The sequence below is a fragment of the Leptolyngbya sp. BC1307 genome (genome assembly GCF_002286735.1).
In the GTDB taxonomy this organism is placed as follows: domain Bacteria; phylum Cyanobacteriota; class Cyanobacteriia; order Phormidesmidales; family Phormidesmidaceae; genus Phormidesmis.
The window spans coordinates 1-17,944 of sequence record NZ_NRTA01000060.1 but is presented as its reverse complement, the minus strand read 5'-3'; the positions used below and the strand labels follow the sequence as shown (position 1 = coordinate 17,944).

Sequence of the window (17,944 nt, the reverse complement as noted above, 5' to 3'; positions counted from 1 at the left end):
GCTTTGATAGTTGGGATCATCTACTGACCTTCATGCTCGGAGGGCTTGAGCTTAAAGTGCCTGCTGACACTAGCTAACCTCATAATGAGAATTGCTGTAATAACTACCTACTAATACTGACGCAATAGCTGTACATGTTAATATCTAGGCGGTTTTGCAAACTATAAATCAAATCGCCAGCATTACTACCGCCAGCATTACTTAAGAGGAATCAATGGCTGACAGCACTCAGATCACGATCAAAGACAGCGGCCCTTACTTAGTTAAAGGCCCCTTTACTTTGACAGACGCAGAAGGCAACGATTTCACGATTGATAAAGAATCAGTCGCTCTGTGTCGCTGTGGCGCATCCACAACTCAGCCCTTTTGCAACGGCACTCACCGCAAAATAGAGTTTGAATCAGTCGTCCGTGCCCCGCAAGACTAAACTCACGACCCCGACACGCCACTGCCCCTAGCTGTCTTTCCCTAGCTGTCTTTGGCTCCATGACAGGCAAGGGGCGCTAGCAAATCGTTCTGATTGAATCGTTATTGGTGAGGTCTTCAACGGCTATTTGCATCTTTTAGTAAGTCTCAGAAAAAGTCTTGTTCTTCTAGTTCTTCAGCGTCTACCGTCAGTGCTCGCGCTGCCATAATTGACAAAATCTCCTCACCGACCTTTTCATAGTCTTGCCAGCCAGCTTCAGCGCGAGGGTCTTTGACTGAATAAACCGGGACCCCCTTTAGCGCTGCCTTTTGAAAGGCGGCAAACCGCCGGACACCTTGATCAAAGACGGGTAGGTTAGCTTCTTGCAGGAGCGCTTTGACCTCTTCTCCAGCTCTACTGGGCTTGGGCGGAATCGAGGTGATTAAAATTCGGTAGTGGCTGGTGCTAATCGCTTTGAGGTATTCAATGGTGAGCACCAGCGCATCGAGCGCAAGAATATCTGGGGTGGTGGGCAGTACCAGTAAGTCGCAGGTTTCGGACAGGGCGGAAAGATCCTCTGGCGTAGGCCGCGCCTGAGTGTCGATGACGACGTTGCTATTAGGATTGATATTTTGTCCGGCATCCCACTCGTCCATCACTTGAAAGGGCAGCTCTCCCCGGCTGGCCCAGCTTAAAGCCGACCGGTTAGGATCAGCATCTACCAGCAGCGTTTCGGCCTGCCCTTGTAAAAAGGCCGCAAGGTGGATGGCAGTCGTCGTTTTACCGACGCCGCCTTTAAAGCTGGCAACGGTGATGATCATGGTTTAGACGATAGTGTAGATATACAGATAGCACAAACCCTATGAGGCAACTGACCGAGCGAGTAATTGACCTGCCAAACGCGCAAGCCACTCAAGCCTTGGGCTATGCGCTCGGTGAGCAGCTACCGGCGGGCAGTGTGCTGCTTTTAAAGGGCGACTTGGGCAGCGGGAAGACAACGCTGGTACAGGGGTTAGGCGCTGGACTGGGAATTGCTGAGATTGATAGCCCGACGTTTACCCTGATTAATGAATACACCGGCGGTAGACTGCCGCTCTATCACATCGATTTGTATCGTCTTTCAGCAGCAGAAGCTGAGGCTCTGTATTTGGAAACCTACTGGGAAGGTGTGGAGGTAGAGCCGGGTATCGTGGCTATTGAGTGGGCGGAGCGGCTGACTTATCTGCCACCGGCTCCTGTGGAACTAGCTTTGCGCTACTTACCCGGTGAGGGTAGGCAAGCCAGGCTGACATTTCCACAGACACTAGACGCGGTTTAAGCTTCAGGTACGGAGCAAAACGAAACATGAACTACTGGCTGATGAAATCTGAACCGGATGTCTATGGCATTGAGAATTTGGCGCGCGATCGCACCGAGATCTGGGACGGGGTACGGAACTATCAGGCGCGAAACTTTCTCAAATCAATGGCGGTAGGCGATATTGCCTTTTTTTATCACTCCAATACCAAGCCGCCAGGGATTGCTGGGCTAATGACTATTTACGAGGCCAATGTCGTAGACCCGACTCAGTTTGAGGTGGGCCACAAATATTACGATCCTAAATCTACTCCCGAAGATCCGCGCTGGCACACGGTCACCGTCGCATATGACCGCATGTTTGATCACTACATTTCGCTAGATCAGCTTAAAGAGACCTTTGGCCCAGAGGAGCTGCTGCTGGTGAAGCGCGGTAATCGGCTGTCGGTGATGCCAGTGGAGGCGGCGATCGCCCAAAGAATCCTTCAGATGGCGGAGTCTTAGCGCTCAGTAGAGGGCTGCATCGGCACGGATTTCTTCAGCCAGGACAAAATCAGCGAATTAACAATCTCAGGCCGCTCATCGTGAGGGCAGTGGCCCGTGTCAGGAATGGCGTGAAAGTCTACGGCCCGCTCAGAGTCAGCCGCCAGGTCTTGATAAATCCCAGCCGCTTGAATCGGCGTCCAGGGATCTTTTTCACCCCAGAGCACCAGCAGTGGCTGGTTGACTTGAGGCAATAGCTCAGTCGGACGGGGGCCGGGCGGCGCGGACAATACAGAGGCAAACACCTGCTGCGCACCGGGCTGACAGGCAGGACCGTGTAAAATATCGACCAGCTCGGGAGTAATCGCCTGACGGTTGCCATACACCTGCTTAAGCGAACCTCGAATCCGACCTTTGGTTCGCACCCGGTTGAATAAAAATGGCCCGGTGAAGCGATTGCTGACCAGTTTGCTAAAAGCGCCCATCACTACCCGCAGTGAGCCGGGCAGATCTTCAGGGCGGTGGTTGAGGCTACCAGCGCAGTTGAGCAATACACCACCAGCGGCGGTTTCAGGGTAGTTGGCCAGCGTCATTAGCGCCATTAATGCCCCGATAGAATTGCCGATAAAGATAGCGGGCGATCGCACTTTCGCCAGCCAAAAGTCGTGCAGTAGCTTTACCCAAAAGTCCAAACTGTAGTCCAGCGCGGGCTTGTCCGAATCGCCAAAGCCCAGCAGATCGATTGCATAGACCCGGTAGCCTGCCGCTGCCAGCACCGGAATATTTTTACGCCAGTGACCAATCGAAGCGCCAAACCCATGCAGCAGCACAATCGGCTGACCTTCGCCTGCCACCACGTATTTAATGTCGTAGCCGCGCCAGTCCCAAATGAGCTTTTCGCCGGTGTAGCTGGCCGCTGCCTGGCCATCGGTGGGTTGAGGCGCTGCGGGCGGGGTGGTCAGTTGGGCGGTCATCCTGGCGTCTGGTGAGAATACGTCTTCTATCATACGGAATTGTCTAAAAGAATGTCGGCTGAGCTTGGCTGGCTTGGCTGACTTTTGCCAGGGCGCGATCGCCCCGGCCCATTCCCAGTGGCCAGACCAAACGGTAGGCTACAGTCAGCAACCTGATCGCTTCGCTTTGGCGGTGCTGCTTCAAACTATAAAATCTAAAAGATATGGAAACTCCTAACTTCATAATCTGGGCCGTGGTGATTCTCGGCATCGCCGGATTTTCTATTGGCTCTATGGTCAACGCCTACCGCCAGCCTATCAGCCAGGCTCCTTTCCCCAACGCCGCTATCGATCAGCCCTCCACCCCACTGGCGTCCGCGACTCTAGCTATTTTCGTAGGCGCAGTCGGCACTTGTAAAGCTGGCGACTATCGCGGTGCGATTGAACAGTTCACTCAGGTAGTTGAGCAAGAGCCTGGCTGCGCCGAAGCCTGGCACAATATGGGCCTGGCCTACGCCAACATTGGCGATAATAATAAAGCTGTCCGCAGTCTCCTGAAGGCAAGCGCAGCTTACGACCAGCAAGACACCAAAGCAGGTATCGACCGCATCAAACAAGAGCTAGAAGTACTCAAGTCTATCGATTAGCCAGCTCTAGCTTCGATTATCCTGTTGAGTGTTGGGTTCTGCGCCCTCTTGCCCTTTCCCTCTTGCCCCCTTTCCCTGTTTCCCCTCCTCTTCTGCCATGCCGCTTAACTACCCCGCTACCCGCAAAGCCGACCAGACTGACACTTACCACGGTATCGAAGTCGCCGATCCGTACCGCTGGCTTGAAGACCCCAACTCAGATGAGACTGCCGCCTGGGTAGAGGCTCAGAACAAAGTTTCGTTTGGCTATTTGAACGAGCTGCCGGGCCGCGATCGCCTAAATGCTCGCCTGACGGAGCTGTGGAACTATGAGCGATATAGCCTTCCGTTTAAGCAGGGCGATCGCAACAGCACCGACCAACCGGTTCGTTACTTCTACTCCAAAAACGACGGCCTGCAAAACCAGTCTGTGCTCTACACCCTTCCTAGCTTGGATGCAGAGCCCACCGTTCTGCTTGACCCTAATATCCTTTCAGAAGATGGCACCGTCGCCCTCTCCGGCATCGCCATTAGCGAAAACGCTCAGTATCTGGCCTACGGCCTCTCCACCGCTGGGTCTGACTGGATGGAGTGGAAAGTGCGCGATATTGCCACTGGCGAAGATACTGACGACCATGTGCAGTGGGTAAAATTTTCTGGTGCATCTTGGACTCACGATCACAAAGGTTTTTTCTACAGCCGCTACGACGAACCCGAGCCCGACACTCAGCTAGAAGATGTCAATCGCTACCAGAAGCTCTACTATCACGCTCTCGGTACGCCTCAAGCTGAAGATAAGCTTATTTACGAGCGCCCCGACCAGCCCGACTGGGGATTTAGTGGCGGCGTCACTGAAGATGGTCGCTACCTGATTATTTCTGTATGGCTAGGGACCGCGCCCAAAAACTTGCTCTTTTACAAAGACCTGCAAGATCCTGATAGCGAAGTTGTTGAACTGATTTCAGAGTTTGAAGCTCAGTACAGCGTGATTGACAATGACGGCACCACCTTTTGGATTCAGACCGATCTGGCTGCGCCTAAAGGTAAAGTAATTGCCATCGACATTGCTAACCCCGACCGGGATAATTGGGAAACACTTATCCCCGAAGCAGAGGAGACTTTAGAGTCGGTCGGCGTGCTCAACAACCAGTTTGTTGCAGACTACTTGAAAGATGCCTACACCCAGATCAAGATCTTCGATCTCACGGGTGCTTTTATCCGCAATGTCGAGCTTCCTGGTATTGGCTCAGCCGGTGGATTTGATGGCGATCGCACCGACACCGAAACCTTCTACAGCTTCACCAGCTTCACTGTCCCTAACCGCATCTACCGCTACGACTTCACGACGGGCGAAAGCACGCTCTTTCGCGAACCGTCTATCCCCTTCGACCCTGATGCCTACGAGACTCAGCAAGTCTTTTACCCAAGCAAAGACGGCACTGAAATCCCGATGTTCATCACCGCTAAAAAGGGACTAGAACTCAATGGCGAAAACCCAGTGCTGCTCTATGGCTACGGTGGGTTTAGCATCTCTCTTTCTCCTAGTTTTTCAGTTAGCAATCTGGTTTGGCTGGAGCAGGGCGGGGTATATGCAGTCGCCAATCTGCGCGGCGGCGGAGAATATGGTGAGGCTTGGCATGAGGCCGGGATTAAAACCAACAAGCAAACGGTATTCGATGACTTCATTAGCGCGGCTGAGTGGTTGATTGGGGAGGGGTATACAAAGTCAGAGAAATTAGCGATCGCTGGCGGCAGCAACGGTGGCCTCCTTGTCGGTGCCTGCATCACCCAGCGCCCCGATCTCTTCGGCGCAGCCCTGCCCGCCGTCGGCGTGATGGATATGCTGCGCTTCAATCAGTTCACCATCGGCTGGGCCTGGGAATCTGACTATGGTTCGCCACAAAACGAAGACGAATTCAAAGCCCTCTACGCCTACTCGCCACTGCACCGCCTCAAGCCCGGCACCGCCTACCCGCCAACCATGATCACCACCGCCGACCACGATGATCGCGTCGTCCCTGCCCACAGCTTCAAATTTGCTGCTGCCCTGCAAGCCGCTCACCAGGGCGAAAATCCGGTGCTCATCCGCATCGAAACCAAAGCAGGCCACGGCGCAGGCAAACCCACCACCAAACAGATTGAAGAAGCCACCGACAAATGGGCGTTCTTAGCCCACGAGCTAGACGTAGATATGGATTGATGCCTCTATGTGTGATTAAAGTCGCACGAATTGCACCGCTTGAAAGATAGATCTACAATCGCAAGAATATCTGTTGTCCGTTCTGGCTCAACCCATGGTCGCTACCCCGACCCGTCCAAAAGCTCAGCTCGCTGGCAAACCAGAAATCGTATGGGAAAAGCTGCCTGAAGACTTCGTTTTACCAGACGATCCTGTGGACAATATCAATCAACCGGCTTTAGCGGCGGCGCTGACTGACAGCTTATTTTTTGCAGGTTACCTATCGGAAACCTCTGCTACGACAACTAACTACGGCATTGGCGCCAAAGTTGATGGTAAGACGGTAGTGAAAGCGCCAGACTGGTCTTGGATTCCAGCAATTTCGGTTCCTAAAACAGAGATCGAGCGCGGCTATACTCCTGTTCTAGAAGGAGACTTGCCCCTCGTCATCATGGAGTTCATCTTAGAGGCGGAAGGTACCCAGGAGTACTCAATCAGGCCAATTCATCCGCTCGGTAAATGGTTCTATTACGAGCGCGTTCTAAAAGTACCCAACTACGTTGTTTTTTATCACAAGACCGGGACAATTGAGCCTTATCAGCTTTCAGAAAAAGGTGTCTATCAGCCACAAGTGCCTGACCAGGACGGCCTATACTGGTTGGCCGAGGCTAATCTATTCTTAGGCGCGTGGGAAGGTGCTCACCAGAATCGTTCCGGCTGGTGGTTGCGCTGGTGGGACGCTGATAAGCAGATGCTGCTTTGGGGAGAGGAGTTAATCAAGCAGGAAAGGCAAAAGGCTGAGCAGGTGCAGCAAAGTGCGATCGCTAAGCTCACCGAACTCGGACTCAGCGCTGAACAAATCGCCGATACTCTATCGTTATCTGTAGAAGACGTGCAGCCGCAGCTCGAAAACTGATTCCGTTCAATTATCAATAAAGATATGCCAGCTTACCCAGCCATCGCAGAGACCGACGTAGAGACATTGGCCCAGCGGTTAGCCACTGATCCAGAAGACGTGCAGCTCATTGACGTACGCGAGCCGCATGAGTTGGAGATTGCTAGCCTGCCCGCTTTTATCAATTTGCCGCTGAGTCAGTTTGGTGAATGGTCAGGGGCGATCGCTACCCAGTTCGACCCGAAGGCTGAGACGATTGTCATGTGTCACTTAGGTATGCGCTCAGCCCAGATGTGCCAGTGGTTGATAGAGCAAGGGTTTACCGATGTTAAAAACCTGTCAGGCGGAATTGATGCCTACAGCCGCAAAATCGACCGAGCGGTGCCGCTCTACTAACCGTTGAGACTACATGGCAGAAGGTAGAAAGGTTGACCTTAGCGCAGACTATCGCTTGCTCGGCCTGGTAGGACAGGGACAGTTTGCTCGGGTTGACTGCGCGATTCATCGCCAAACGGGCCAAATGGTGGCTATTAAGCAAATCCGCCATCGCTCAGCACAACAGGCTCAAGAGCCGTCTATGCTCTGCCAGCTTAACCATCCGAACGTGATGAACTGCCAGGCGGCTGCCTCTACCCCATCTGGCTATCAGCTCATTTTGGAATATTGCGAGGGCGGTACGTTGCGATCGCACCTCGACACCGCCGCCCCTATCCCGCTCAGCGAAACCAAAGCGCTGATTGGCGACATCCTCAAAGGACTCAGCCACATTCACCAGCAAGGAATTATCCACGGCGATCTCAAGCCAGAAAATATTCTCCTCACCTATTCACTCACCAGACTCACCGCTAAAATCGGAGACTTTGGCAGTGCCTGCTTCGCTGAGCGGCCCAATCGCTCCCGTCAGGAAATTGGTTCTCCTACCTATGCTGCGCCTGAGCGCTTTGAGGGTGAATCGTCCTATGCCACCGATCTCTATTCTGTGGGGGTGATGCTCTATGAAATGCTGTTGGGCGATCGCCCCTTCTCAGGCAATCCTGATACGCTACGCCAAGCCCATCAGACTCAACCTATCCCTCTTCCCGCTCAGCTCACTCACTCAGCCCAAAAGCTCCTAACCACCGCTCTACATAAGCAACCCGATCAGCGGTTTACCAGTGCCGCCGCCATGCTCACCGCCTTGCAGCAGCTATCAGCCGTATTCATCTCAGCTCAATCTTCAGTTCCTGCGCTCAAAGTTCCTGCGGTTAAGCTGTCTCAGCCGCTCACGCCTATTCCTGTAGAGAGCATCACCGAACCGATTGAAACCCTGCTGGCTATTCCTCAAGGCTGCTGCATCGTTACCGCTAAATCTCTGCATATGCTCACGCATCAGCGGCAGTTGATACCCGTAGCCCAATTCGACCAAGCCTGCCGGACAGCGGTCGATCCTAACGGGCGCTGGTTTTTCGCGCTGCCACAGCAACCGCCGCCACCGGTTCAGGTGCTGGCGATTGACTCTCGGCATTGCCTACATGTGCAGACTTTCCCCGCTCACACTCAGCTAGAGTGCTTCACCCGTCACGGGCAGTCTATCGGTCAGCTATCGGTCAATCTACCCATTTTAAAGATGGCCATGACGCCTGTGCCCTATCAGCTCATAGCGCTAACAGCCCCTTCTCAGGCTGCCGCTACAGCTCTCCTAATCATGCTCAAACCTTTCCGAATTCAACAGTTACGGCTACCCATTCGCTGTGAGCAGGTAAGCGCGCTCTCTTGGGGCTATGCCGTTGCTGATTCACACAACATGCTGTTGCTTGACCGATCTGCTGAGCCCGTCAGCCTGATTGAGGGACTGCCGATGATTAGCGCAATCGCACCCCTAAGCAATCACGAACTTTTGTTAGCCAGCAACCCAGACTTACGCGCCAAGGAGACTTCGCCCGCCAGGTCACCGTCTCTATTTGTCGTGAATCTCAAATTGCTTGACGTTGATCTAGTCTTCTAACACCATCAATCATTGACCACTAAGGTAAGTACTCTACCCGAGCATCAAAGTTGTAATCTTCCAGCAGTTGTCGCCGGTCTTCTGCCTCTACTTCCGTCAAAAACGCCCCTACCTGCATCACGGTGCGTCCTTCAAAGTTAGTTCGAAAGGCGTCTGCCACTATACTTCTGACATCGTCTTGTATGTAGGGATCAGTGGCTTCGACAAACACCCGGTAGTACAGACCCAGCGCCTGTGCCCGAGAGGAGGGCGCGTAAGATAAGCCCGTGCCCCCTGAAGGCGGTGAAAAAACGGTTATAGAACTACCGCTGCCAATCGGGATCTGGCTACTGGGCACAGCCAGACGGTTGTTATTCACAGGAATCTCTGGCAGATTGTTAACCGGTGCTGGCCTGATGGCGGGGGCTGGCTCAGCTGCTGGTGTAGCGTCTTGGTTATCTGGGCCCAAAACAGGAGAATTAGCGTTTTCGCCACTCACCGCGCGAGGGGACAAAGCCAGTCTTGAGCGTAGCGCTGATAGGTCTGGCCGGGCAGCAGGCTCTGGGTCATTGCTAGGTGGCGGGCTGGGAGCAGGGGCTACAATTGCAGAGCCAACATTGCCGCTGCTGAGTGCCTGAGGGGCAGGCGTCGTAATGCCTGAACGGATGGCAAGCAGCGCAGAGCCAGGGGCTCCGGCAAGCGGTAGATTTTCTGCGGCATCGGCTTCTACTGCTTCTCCGACAGAAGGCAGATCCGCCTCTGGAGTGACTACTAGCTGACTGACTACTGGCTGACTGACTACTGGCCGACTGACTACTGGCCGACTGACTACTGGCTGAGCCGCGATCGCAACAACTGGTGGAGCAATAGACTGAGCGCCTGTTTGTAAAACTGGCAGGCTAACGGGCTGATCGACTGCGGCTGACTCGGCTCTGGCAATTAGCGGACCTTCCACAGCGATCGCCGTTTCAGGCGGATTGGCGGCAGCAACATCGGCAGCAGCCGAAGGTGAAATATCGCGAGTGCCAGCAGCGACTTCGACCACATCATTGCGACGATTGCCCGTCATTTGATTGTCTCGGAGGATGGGGCGAGCGCTGCCAACGAGTACCACTGCGGCATCGTTGTTAGTCATGCGGTTGCCGATGATTTCAGGCGTGGCCCCCTCCATCACCTGAATGGCATCGCCCGTGCCATCAAAGATATTGCTCTGAATGCTGGCACTCGACAGACCAAAGACGATTAGCCCGGCTACCTGATTGCCCGAAAAGTAGCTGGACTGTATCCGAGGAGAGCCGCTTGCCACATAGATGCCGGTCTGGCGACTGCCGATAAAGGCACTTTCTAAAATGGTGGGGCTAGCAGACTCTATCCAGACGCCGTAGCCGTCGGGGTTGGAAATGGCGACCTGAGCAATGCCCGCTCGATCAGCGGCGAGGATGGTGGCGTTTTGCTGCGATCGCGTTGGGCTCGTAAAATTGCCGCCCCCTTCAATAATGGCGGTGCGATCGCGCGATCCGGGGCCCCCCTGAATCGTCACCCCTGGCTTTAGCTGTAGCGGAAAAACTTCTCCGGTTGACTGGGTGTAGCGGCCAGGCGCTAGCACAATCACCGTATTCGGCGGGGCTATGGCCAAAGCGTGAGTTACCGTCCTTAAAGGCTGGTTTTGTACCCCGGTGGCGGTGTCATCGCCACCGTCAGGATCAACGTAAAGGGTTTGATAGGGGGTGGCCGGGTCTCTAGCACCCGCAGCCACCCGGCGCTGCGACAGCGGTGACCCGGCTGATTGGGCCAGCGCTGGCCCCGCTAGTGACCCAATCAGGAACCCAGAGATGGGGCTGAACAACAGCGCTCCCACTGCGAGAGCAGCAGCCCTACGAGAACATCTACCCAGCATACGCACGTAACCTCGCCCTAGCGAATGAACCCTGAAAGCAATCGGCGCAGAACCCGCCAATTCGTTCGGACAAATTAAGGAAAATTGATACAGTCGTAGTTGAAATATGCGGCTTCGGACCTGATATTGTCAAGTTTTTTGACATCTTACTGGAGGCGGTATGAGGTGCAGTCACGTTAAACTTCATTCGCTCTAAAAAAGGACTATTTACGATGGATACAGAGTTCCAGCAGCGCCGCGCGTGCTCGAACTTTTGCTTGAATCAGAACTCGAACCTATGACCCCACCCAATGCCTCACTGTCTGAGACCCTGCCTGATCCGTCTTCGAGTGCTACGCCTGGCCTGCCGACAGACGCGGCTGATTCGGCGGCTGATTTGATAGATGCTGACCCATCAAACTTTTTGCATATAAAGTCTTCCCTATCTGAGCCCGAAACTACTAACGGCGCGCCAGCAAATTTGAGCGAGCAGCCCTTCGGCGCTACGGCACCAGGCATAGCTGCTGACCAAGCGCTCTTACGAATTTTAGATGCCAATTTGGATCGGGCCAGAGAAGGGATGCGCGTGATTGAAGAATGGTGTCGCTTTGGCTTAAACGATCAGGCGATGACGGCTCAGGTCAAGCATTTGCGCCAGTCGGTAGGTCGCTGGCATAGCGCGGATATTCGGGCAGCGCGCGATACGCCGGGCGATTTGGGAACGGCGCTAACTCACCCGCAAGAGACCACCCGCAGCAGCTTAGCCGATGTCTTACAGGTCAACCTTGCCCGCAGTCAGGAGGCGCTGCGCGTGCTAGAGGAATACGGCAAGCTATATAGCCCAGAAATGGCCGCTGACTGTAAGCAGATGCGCTACCAGCTCTATACTCTAGACAGCCAAATTATGAATCCAATGATTGAGACTAAAAGCGCAGGCTTAGCCCAGCCGCGACATCATCAGCTAATGCAGGCCCGCACCTATTTGGTCACTTCCCCCGTGCCAGACTTGCTCGGTACGGTAGAGGCGGCGCTAAAAGGGGGCATCGCCATTGTGCAATACCGCGAAAAGACGGCTGACGATGAGGAACGGCTGCAGGTGGCTCAGCAAATGCGATCGCTCTGTCATCGCTATGGCGCACTTTTTATCGTCAATGACCGGGTGGATATTGCCGCAGCGGCAGAGGCCGATGGGGTGCATCTCGGTCAGCACGACTTGCCAATGGCGGCAGCTCGCAAAATTTTGGGGCCTGACAAGCTAGTAGGCCGCTCTACGACTAATCCGGCGGAGCTGAAACGGGCATTGGATGAAGGTGCTGACTATATTGGCGTCGGCCCTGTGCATGAGACACCGACCAAGCCCGGCAAGGCAGCCTCAGGCGATGACTATGTCCGCTACGCCGCTCAGCATGCCACCATGCCCTGGTTTACGATTGGGGGGCTAAACGCTGAGAATCTTGCGCAGACTTTGGCAGCGGGCGCAACTCGGGTGGCCGTGGTAAGAGCGCTGATGCAGGCAGAAGACCCGGCAGCAGTGGCGCGATCGCTCGTTCAGCAAACCCAACAGGCCCCCCGCGCCTGACCTCAACTTCGCTTTATGAATTCCGATGGATAATGCCTCAGGCTCAATAGCGCTGCAAGTCAATGGTGAAACCAAAACCTGTCTGCCCGGTACTCAGCTGCCGGAATTTCTGACTCAGGTTGGGCTCAACCCAAAGCTAGTCGCCGTTGAGTACAACGGTGAAATTTTGGCTCGGCCCCTGTGGGACTCAACGACGCTACAGCCCGACGACCAGCTTGAAATTGTGACGATTGTCGGTGGCGGCTAAAAAGCAGGCAGATGTACGGCAATCCCTTCCTTTTGAGAGGCCGTTTGACTGCCGTGGCTCAGCGAAGAGCGCTACAGTAAAGACAGACAAATTTACTAGCGGTAAGCCCTTCAAGAATCAATCATGGTTGAAATAAAACCCTGGGCTCGTGCCTTACAGCCAAGGCTCAAGTCCCTATTTAAGTCCTGCTTCGTCTTTGGCCTAGTGGCCCTATTAGTCTTTTCTCAGGCAGATGGAGCCCTGGCTGCACGCGGCGGCGGGCGCATCGGTGGCGGTAGCTTCCGGGCACCGTCTCGTTCAATGCCGAGATCTACTCGGGGGCCTTCTGGCTATGGCGGCGGCTACGGCGGCGGCGGCTACGGCGGCGGCTTTGGCTTTCCCTTTTTGCTGCCGTTCTTTGGCTTTGGCGGAGGCGCAGGCGGTCTGTTTGGCATTTTTATTGCGATCGCCGTTGCCAATTTCCTCATTCGCAGCTTTCGCAATGCGGGCGTTGGTGACGATGGCACCAGTCCCTATAGCGATAATCCAGCCGTCTCCGTAGCGCGGCTACAGGTGGGTCTACTGGCGCAAGCTCGCGGCTTGCAGGCCGATCTCAACCAGATTGCCGAAACTGCCGACACGGGCAGCTCAGCCGGGCTCACCAAGGTATTACAAGAGACCACGCTATCGCTGCTGCGGCACCCTGAGTACTGGGCCTACGCCGATGCGGAATCCGACCAGACCCGGCTGACAGGGGCTGAGCAGGCGTTTAATCAGCTGGCGATCGCCGAACGCAGCAAGTTCACTGGCGAAACTCTCTCCAATGTCAACGCTCAGATTTCTCAAGCCCCAGATAAGAAAGCGCTCGGTGGTGACGGCAGCGAATCAGCCCTCGCAGAGGCTCCCGGCGAATACATTGTGGCGACGGTGCTGGTGGCCAGCCAGGGCAAGCTCAAGCTGCCCCCGATTAGTTCCCAGGCGGATGTGCGGCAGGCGCTCAATCAGATTGGCGCGGTCTCTAGCGAACAGCTCATGGCCGTAGAAGTGCTCTGGACACCGCAAGTATCGGGCGAAACCTTGAGCGCCGACGAACTGATTGCAGAATATCCTAACCTGACGCTGATCTAAGTCTCTAGCGCTGGCGATTTAGCTGGTTAGTCGCTAATGACAGCTTCAAAAGCGGAAGTCCCTTTACCGGCTTCCGCTTTTTTTATGGATGAAATCGGCTGAATATGCTTAACTCTTCAACAAAGGTGGTTAAATAAACCCGGTTGCTGTTCGCTCGGCGTGCTGTAGCCAACGCCATATAGCTAGCGTCGGATGCATACTCTCAGAGAAGGCTACGCCTACGTACGCTAGCGAGCTACCTAGCGCTATAGGCCTCAATAGTTTCACTAACTGGAAATTTACAGCGCTAAGTAGCCAACGCCATAAGAGAGACAGAAATGCTAGTACTGCTCACCCGTGTACTGTTGTGGGCCTCAGTGGGGCTCTTGGTCTGGTACATCCTCACGCGTGTCATTCCGAAAAGGTATCTGACCTGGTTTGGCGGCGTGATTTTGCTGCTGCTGCTAGTAGCGGCTTTTTTTGAGCCGGATGATGGCACTGTCGGCGTGATCTGGCGAATTTTGTCTTTTCCTTTAACGCCGCTAGGAGCCGCTATTGTGCTGCTGGGCTTGGCGCTGAGTACAGGGGTGAAAAGAATTAGAGGCAACCCGGTGGCGATCGCCCTTGCCATCCTCCTCATCTCTAGCATTCCACTCTCCGCCCAGTGGCTGGTCAGCGGTGCCGAAAGATCGGTGAGAACGGCCTACCAGGACCGTGCTGAGCTGTGCGGCGAGGTCTGTCCTGTTGATATTCCAGGGCAGGGCAATTTGGGCCAGGCCGCTGCCATTGTTGTCTTGGGCGACAGCCAGGATATTAGCAAGGCCATCACGGTCGCTGATCGGCCTGACGATGTTTCTGTCAACTCGACATTAACGCCCCGATTGCTCTACGCGGCCAACCTTTATCAGCGGGCCAGATCTCAGGGAGCCTCGCCAGTAGTCGTAGTGACAGCCGGCGCTGACCCTGCCGGTGAACAGGAGCGCAACGTCATTCGCGGCATCTTATCGCGCAACGGCGTTTCTGAAGGAGATATCCAGGTTCAGACCACTGGCCTGGATGTGCGCAGCACCAGCCTCAACGTAGAAAAGCTTTTGCAAGACCGGCAGGTGATTGCGCCTCGCAGCACGCGCAGAAGCGAAGGCATTTCTAACGATCCGAGAATCGTGCTGGTAGCCCCGGCCATTATTATGTCACGGGCGGCACTCACCTTTGAGCGTCGAGATTTGCAGGTGATTGCTAAGCCAACTGACTTTTATACCGCGCCGGTGACAGGTGGCGGTAGTTTGCTCAGACGGCTGCCAGATATTTTGCCCAGTGTTGACGCTTTGCAGCTGACTACCCGCTATTGGAATGAGCTGCTGACCTCGCTGTATTACTTTCTCAGGGGTTGGTTGCCTAACTTTAACTTTGGGTGGGATTCTAGTATTGAGATTTAGGACAGAAGACAGGAGACAGGAGGAAGACGGGGGATTGAAATTATAGGATTGGCCTGGCTAGAGCAAGCGTTATGCTAATGAGTAGCACTGGCAACACTATTTTTCATGGCCCAATCTTCTAAACTTGTTCGGTTAGCCAGTTACCTCAGGCCCCATTGGCAGCAGGTGACGTTAGGGCTGGTAGCACTGCTGGTGGTTAATGCCGTTGGCGTGACCATTCCGCTGATTATTGGCTATGTGGTCGATGAGCTGACGGTGAGCTTTACGCTAACTCGGGTGTTGCGCTACGTGCTGCTGGTGCTAGTGCTAGCTAGCATCATGTGGGTGATCCGGATGGCGTCGCGGATTTGCTTATTTGGGGCGGGTCGTCAGGTTGAGTTTGACCTGAAGCAGCGGATTTTTGAACATTTGCTGACGTTGGAGCCGGCCTATTTTGGGCGCAATACTATTGGCGATCTGATCAATCGGGCGACTAGCGATGTCGATAATATTCGGCGGCTGCTGGGGTTTGCGGTGCTGAGTATGGCGAATACGCTGTTTGCCTACATCATGATTGTGCCTGCGATGGTCAATCTCAATGGCAGTGTGGCGTTTTTCTCGCTGGCGGTCTACCCGTTTATGTTTGGGGTGGTGGCGATTTTTGGCGATCGCCTGCGCAACCAGCAGCTCGACGTACAAGAAGAAATCTCCAATCTCAGCGATCTGATCCAGGAGGACATGGGCGGTATTTCTCTAGTCAAGATCTACGCTCAGGAAGAGAACGAACGCCGCGCTTTCAGGCGTCGCAACCGCGATCTGCTCAGAGCGAATCTGGCACTGGCTAAAACCCGGAATACCCTGTTTCCGCTATTGGGCGGATTTGCCAGCCTGAGCCTGGTGATTGCCCTGGCGATTGGCTCGCAGGCAATTATAGCCGGGCAGCTCTCGGCGGGTGATTTTGTCGCGATTATGCTCTTCATTCAGCAGTTGGTCTTTCCGACTGCCTTGCTTGGTTTTACGATTACGGCCTATCAGCGCGGCGAGGTCAGCCTGGATCGGATTGAGGCGATCTTTGCGGCTCAGCCTAAAATTCGCGATGCTCACAGGGCGATTTCTCTCCCTGAGCCGGTCGGCCATTTGCAGGCTAAAGGGCTAACCTTTACCTATCCTGGCACGAATCGCCCGGCGCTAGACCAGGTGAGCTTCACGATTGAACCGGGGCAAACAGTGGCAGTCGTCGGCCCGGTTGGATCGGGTAAATCGACGCTGGCGATGGCCCTGCCCAGGCTTTTAGCAATCGACCCAGGGCAGCTTTTTTTAGATGGTCAAGACACAACGCAGCTTGCACTGACAGACTTACGCGGGGCCATTGCCTTCGTCCCCCAAGACAGCTTTCTCTTTAGCACCACCATCAAAAACAATGTTCGCTACGGTGACCCGATGGCTGAGCAGATGGAAGTGGAACACGCCGCCAAAGAAGCGCAGCTATACAGCGAAATTCTCAACTTTCCGCAGCAGTTTAAAACGACTGTTGGCGAGCGCGGCATTACCCTTTCGGGCGGTCAGCGGCAGCGCTCAGCGCTCTCACGGGCTCTGCTGGTAGATGCGCCGATTTTGGTATTAGATGCTGCGCTGTCGAGTGTAGACAATCAAACAGCTACTCGGATTTTGGATAATCTCTCGGGCGAGGCGGGGCGCAAGACGGTGATTCTTGTCTCTCATCAGATGTCGGCGGCGGCGGCGTGCGATCGCATTTTGGTAATGGATCAAGGTCGCATTGCTCAGGCAGGCACCCACAGCGAACTGGTCAGCCAGCCTGGGCTCTATCAAGAACTGTGGAATCAGCACAAGCTCAAAGAGGTGTTGCAGTAAGAGGTTTTAAAGGTTGCTGCGTGGCCCCCCGTCCCCCAATACTGGGGGCTCTGAGTCCGGCCCCCCCCAAACTTGGGGGCTAGGGGGGCTCTGCGAGTGGTTTGCTCAACTATTTATTCGATTCTGACTCGCTTGGTTAATATTGCCATGACTTCATTCGGGCGACCGGTGGGCATGGGATGGCTCCAGTCGGTGGGCTCGGCGTAGCGGAGGTTGTGCAGGTGCTTGATGGTGGCTAGCACGGCGGGGGCGGTGCCGATTAGCATATGGCGCACGGGTTTGGGCTGAGCAGTGGAGTTTTCGGTAGGCGAAGGGGTAGACGCGGCTGCGCCCTGAGAGGAAGGAATAAACATAAGTGTTCTGGGTTTCGGGGGTATGGGGTCGAAACCCAGAACTCGCGAATCCTTAGCCGCCCGCAGAGATGACGTGCAAATCGGGGTGGCTAAAGAGTACATTTACTCTTAGCGTCCGGGATTGCTTCGGAATCCTGGGGGTTAGCCGTCGGCTAGGTGGTACGAACACCTGCCGATGGCGCTAAGTCATGTTGAGTTCTGAGTGGGTTGCGATACGCGATCGCAGCCGTAGAGACGATAATAAACGCATTTTCACTCAGAATCAACCTATAAATTGTTACAGAGCGCTGACACTTATAGGACGAAGTTCAGACCAGAGGCTATATCAGCTTGCCTTTATTTTTTCTAATTGATCAGTAATTATCTAACGAATTCTCTTTTCCTTTAACTGTAGCCAGCTCAATCCAGAACAGCTATAGCCATCCTGCGTCATTTTTGAAACGCTTACGCTTGAGGCATTTGGCCTTGAGCATGTAAGTTTTCACTTTTCATGCCGGATGGCTATAGCTGTATGGCATAGCTAAGTTCTCAAGTTTAAATATACATATTTCTACTTAATTAGGACTTACGCATTGACAGAGTAGCCAGCCTGTATGCTGGCAGGAGCCCCCTTCTTTTTGAGTGATCGCTAGGCCATGCGTGAGCTATCAAAACCATCTACAGCCCAGTGCGATAGCACGCTCTACACCTTATTTTTGCTCTCAGAGCCGAAGTA

Annotated in this window: 17 protein-coding genes; 13 read left to right on the top strand and 4 right to left on the bottom strand. The window is 54.4% G+C overall.

The window, feature by feature from the left end; all coding sequences use genetic code 11:
• Nucleotides 1-214 precede the first annotated feature (214 nt).
• A complete protein-coding gene (locus CKL79_RS19900; RefSeq protein ID WP_121971298.1) occupies nucleotides 215-427 on the top strand; it encodes a CDGSH iron-sulfur domain-containing protein in 213 nt (70 codons plus the stop codon).
• A 146-nt stretch (nucleotides 428-573) separates the two neighbouring features.
• Here CKL79_RS19900 and CKL79_RS19895 read toward each other — a convergent pair whose 3' ends face one another.
• Complete coding sequence (locus CKL79_RS19895) at nucleotides 574-1,227, bottom strand: ParA family protein (RefSeq protein ID WP_121971297.1); 654 nt, start codon at nucleotides 1,225-1,227, stop codon at nucleotides 574-576.
• A gap of 41 nt (nucleotides 1,228-1,268) precedes the next feature.
• Here CKL79_RS19895 and tsaE point away from each other — a divergent pair, with 41 nt between their 5' ends.
• Nucleotides 1,269-1,724: a tRNA (adenosine(37)-N6)-threonylcarbamoyltransferase complex ATPase subunit type 1 TsaE gene (tsaE, locus tag CKL79_RS19890; RefSeq protein WP_121971296.1), complete on the top strand. Its 456-nt coding sequence runs from the start codon at nucleotides 1,269-1,271 to the stop codon at nucleotides 1,722-1,724.
• A gap of 26 nt (nucleotides 1,725-1,750) precedes the next feature.
• Entirely contained in the window at nucleotides 1,751-2,206 is a 456-nt protein-coding gene (locus tag CKL79_RS19885) for an EVE domain-containing protein (protein ID WP_121971295.1), read from the top strand.
• On the opposite strand, the gene CKL79_RS19880 is transcribed toward CKL79_RS19885, so the two are convergent.
• Nucleotides 2,203-3,192: an alpha/beta fold hydrolase gene (locus tag CKL79_RS19880; protein WP_240518988.1), complete on the bottom strand. Its 990-nt coding sequence runs from the start codon at nucleotides 3,190-3,192 to the stop codon at nucleotides 2,203-2,205. The genes CKL79_RS19885 and CKL79_RS19880 overlap by 4 nt on opposite strands.
• Before the next feature lie 170 nt (nucleotides 3,193-3,362).
• Between CKL79_RS19880 and CKL79_RS19875 the strand changes: the two genes are divergently transcribed.
• The 5 genes from CKL79_RS19875 to CKL79_RS19855 all read left to right on the top strand — a co-directional run bounded on the left by CKL79_RS19875 (nucleotide 3,363) and on the right by CKL79_RS19855 (nucleotide 8,822).
• Entirely contained in the window at nucleotides 3,363-3,785 is a 423-nt protein-coding gene (locus tag CKL79_RS19875) for a tetratricopeptide repeat protein (protein WP_121971294.1), read from the top strand.
• A gap of 97 nt (nucleotides 3,786-3,882) precedes the next feature.
• Entirely contained in the window at nucleotides 3,883-5,964 is a 2,082-nt protein-coding gene (locus CKL79_RS19870; RefSeq protein ID WP_121971293.1) for a prolyl oligopeptidase family serine peptidase, read from the top strand.
• Between the two features lie 94 nt (nucleotides 5,965-6,058).
• Nucleotides 6,059-6,859: a Uma2 family endonuclease gene (locus CKL79_RS19865; protein ID WP_121971292.1), complete on the top strand. Its 801-nt coding sequence runs from the start codon at nucleotides 6,059-6,061 to the stop codon at nucleotides 6,857-6,859.
• Nucleotides 6,860-6,883: 24 nt separating this feature from the next.
• A complete protein-coding gene (locus CKL79_RS19860) occupies nucleotides 6,884-7,234 on the top strand; it encodes a rhodanese-like domain-containing protein (RefSeq protein WP_121971291.1) in 351 nt (116 codons plus the stop codon).
• Between the two features lie 13 nt (nucleotides 7,235-7,247).
• Nucleotides 7,248-8,822 (top strand): serine/threonine-protein kinase, encoded by a 1,575-nt coding sequence (locus CKL79_RS19855; RefSeq protein WP_121971290.1) that lies wholly within the window; start codon nucleotides 7,248-7,250, stop codon nucleotides 8,820-8,822.
• Nucleotides 8,823-8,841: 19 nt separating this feature from the next.
• Here the strand turns inward: CKL79_RS19855 and CKL79_RS19850 are convergent, their stop codons facing one another.
• Nucleotides 8,842-10,647 (bottom strand): DUF1565 domain-containing protein, encoded by a 1,806-nt coding sequence (locus tag CKL79_RS19850; protein WP_170944132.1) that lies wholly within the window; start codon nucleotides 10,645-10,647, stop codon nucleotides 8,842-8,844.
• A gap of 328 nt (nucleotides 10,648-10,975) precedes the next feature.
• On the opposite strand from CKL79_RS19850, the gene CKL79_RS19845 reads away from it, so the two are divergent.
• The 5 genes from CKL79_RS19845 to CKL79_RS19825 all read left to right on the top strand — a co-directional run bounded on the left by CKL79_RS19845 (nucleotide 10,976) and on the right by CKL79_RS19825 (nucleotide 16,876).
• Nucleotides 10,976-12,256, top strand: a complete 1,281-nt coding sequence (locus CKL79_RS19845) for a thiamine phosphate synthase (protein ID WP_276300982.1) — start codon at nucleotides 10,976-10,978, stop codon at nucleotides 12,254-12,256.
• Between the two features lie 25 nt (nucleotides 12,257-12,281).
• Nucleotides 12,282-12,503, top strand: a complete 222-nt coding sequence (gene thiS / locus CKL79_RS19840; RefSeq protein WP_121971288.1) for a sulfur carrier protein ThiS — start codon at nucleotides 12,282-12,284, stop codon at nucleotides 12,501-12,503.
• A gap of 123 nt (nucleotides 12,504-12,626) precedes the next feature.
• Nucleotides 12,627-13,610 (top strand): DUF1517 domain-containing protein, encoded by a 984-nt coding sequence (locus CKL79_RS19835; RefSeq protein ID WP_121971287.1) that lies wholly within the window; start codon nucleotides 12,627-12,629, stop codon nucleotides 13,608-13,610.
• A gap of 317 nt (nucleotides 13,611-13,927) precedes the next feature.
• Complete coding sequence (locus CKL79_RS19830; protein ID WP_121971286.1) at nucleotides 13,928-15,025, top strand: ElyC/SanA/YdcF family protein; 1,098 nt, start codon at nucleotides 13,928-13,930, stop codon at nucleotides 15,023-15,025.
• Between the two features lie 105 nt (nucleotides 15,026-15,130).
• Nucleotides 15,131-16,876, top strand: coding sequence for an ABC transporter ATP-binding protein (locus tag CKL79_RS19825; protein ID WP_121971285.1), 1,746 nt, complete (start codon nucleotides 15,131-15,133; stop codon nucleotides 16,874-16,876).
• Between the two features lie 113 nt (nucleotides 16,877-16,989).
• Here CKL79_RS19825 and CKL79_RS19820 read toward each other — a convergent pair whose 3' ends face one another.
• Nucleotides 16,990-17,229: a hypothetical protein gene (locus CKL79_RS19820; RefSeq protein WP_170944131.1), complete on the bottom strand. Its 240-nt coding sequence runs from the start codon at nucleotides 17,227-17,229 to the stop codon at nucleotides 16,990-16,992.
• Nucleotides 17,230-17,944: the final 715 nt, after the last annotated feature.

What these genes read in the sequence shown, in the direction of transcription:
- CKL79_RS19900 (WP_121971298.1), top strand. Translation starts at nt 215, where the DNA reads ATGGCTGACAGCACTCAGATCACGATCAAAGACAGCGGCCCTTACTTA.
- CKL79_RS19880 (WP_240518988.1), bottom strand. Translation starts at nt 3,192, where the DNA reads ATGATAGAAGACGTATTCTCACCAGACGCCAGGATGACCGCCCAACTG.
- CKL79_RS19820 (WP_170944131.1), bottom strand. Translation starts at nt 17,229, where the DNA reads ATGTTTATTCCTTCCTCTCAGGGCGCAGCCGCGTCTACCCCTTCGCCT.
- CKL79_RS19835 (WP_121971287.1), top strand. Translation starts at nt 12,627, where the DNA reads ATGGTTGAAATAAAACCCTGGGCTCGTGCCTTACAGCCAAGGCTCAAG.
- CKL79_RS19875 (WP_121971294.1), top strand. Translation starts at nt 3,363, where the DNA reads ATGGAAACTCCTAACTTCATAATCTGGGCCGTGGTGATTCTCGGCATC.
- CKL79_RS19845 (WP_276300982.1), top strand. Translation starts at nt 10,976, where the DNA reads ATGACCCCACCCAATGCCTCACTGTCTGAGACCCTGCCTGATCCGTCT.
- CKL79_RS19895 (WP_121971297.1), bottom strand. Translation starts at nt 1,227, where the DNA reads ATGATCATCACCGTTGCCAGCTTTAAAGGCGGCGTCGGTAAAACGACG.
- CKL79_RS19855 (WP_121971290.1), top strand. Translation starts at nt 7,248, where the DNA reads ATGGCAGAAGGTAGAAAGGTTGACCTTAGCGCAGACTATCGCTTGCTC.
- CKL79_RS19825 (WP_121971285.1), top strand. Translation starts at nt 15,131, where the DNA reads ATGGCCCAATCTTCTAAACTTGTTCGGTTAGCCAGTTACCTCAGGCCC.
- CKL79_RS19870 (WP_121971293.1), top strand. Translation starts at nt 3,883, where the DNA reads ATGCCGCTTAACTACCCCGCTACCCGCAAAGCCGACCAGACTGACACT.
- CKL79_RS19860 (WP_121971291.1), top strand. Translation starts at nt 6,884, where the DNA reads ATGCCAGCTTACCCAGCCATCGCAGAGACCGACGTAGAGACATTGGCC.
- tsaE (WP_121971296.1), top strand. Translation starts at nt 1,269, where the DNA reads ATGAGGCAACTGACCGAGCGAGTAATTGACCTGCCAAACGCGCAAGCC.
- CKL79_RS19865 (WP_121971292.1), top strand. Translation starts at nt 6,059, where the DNA reads ATGGTCGCTACCCCGACCCGTCCAAAAGCTCAGCTCGCTGGCAAACCA.
- CKL79_RS19885 (WP_121971295.1), top strand. Translation starts at nt 1,751, where the DNA reads ATGAACTACTGGCTGATGAAATCTGAACCGGATGTCTATGGCATTGAG.
- CKL79_RS19830 (WP_121971286.1), top strand. Translation starts at nt 13,928, where the DNA reads ATGCTAGTACTGCTCACCCGTGTACTGTTGTGGGCCTCAGTGGGGCTC.
- thiS (WP_121971288.1), top strand. Translation starts at nt 12,282, where the DNA reads ATGGATAATGCCTCAGGCTCAATAGCGCTGCAAGTCAATGGTGAAACC.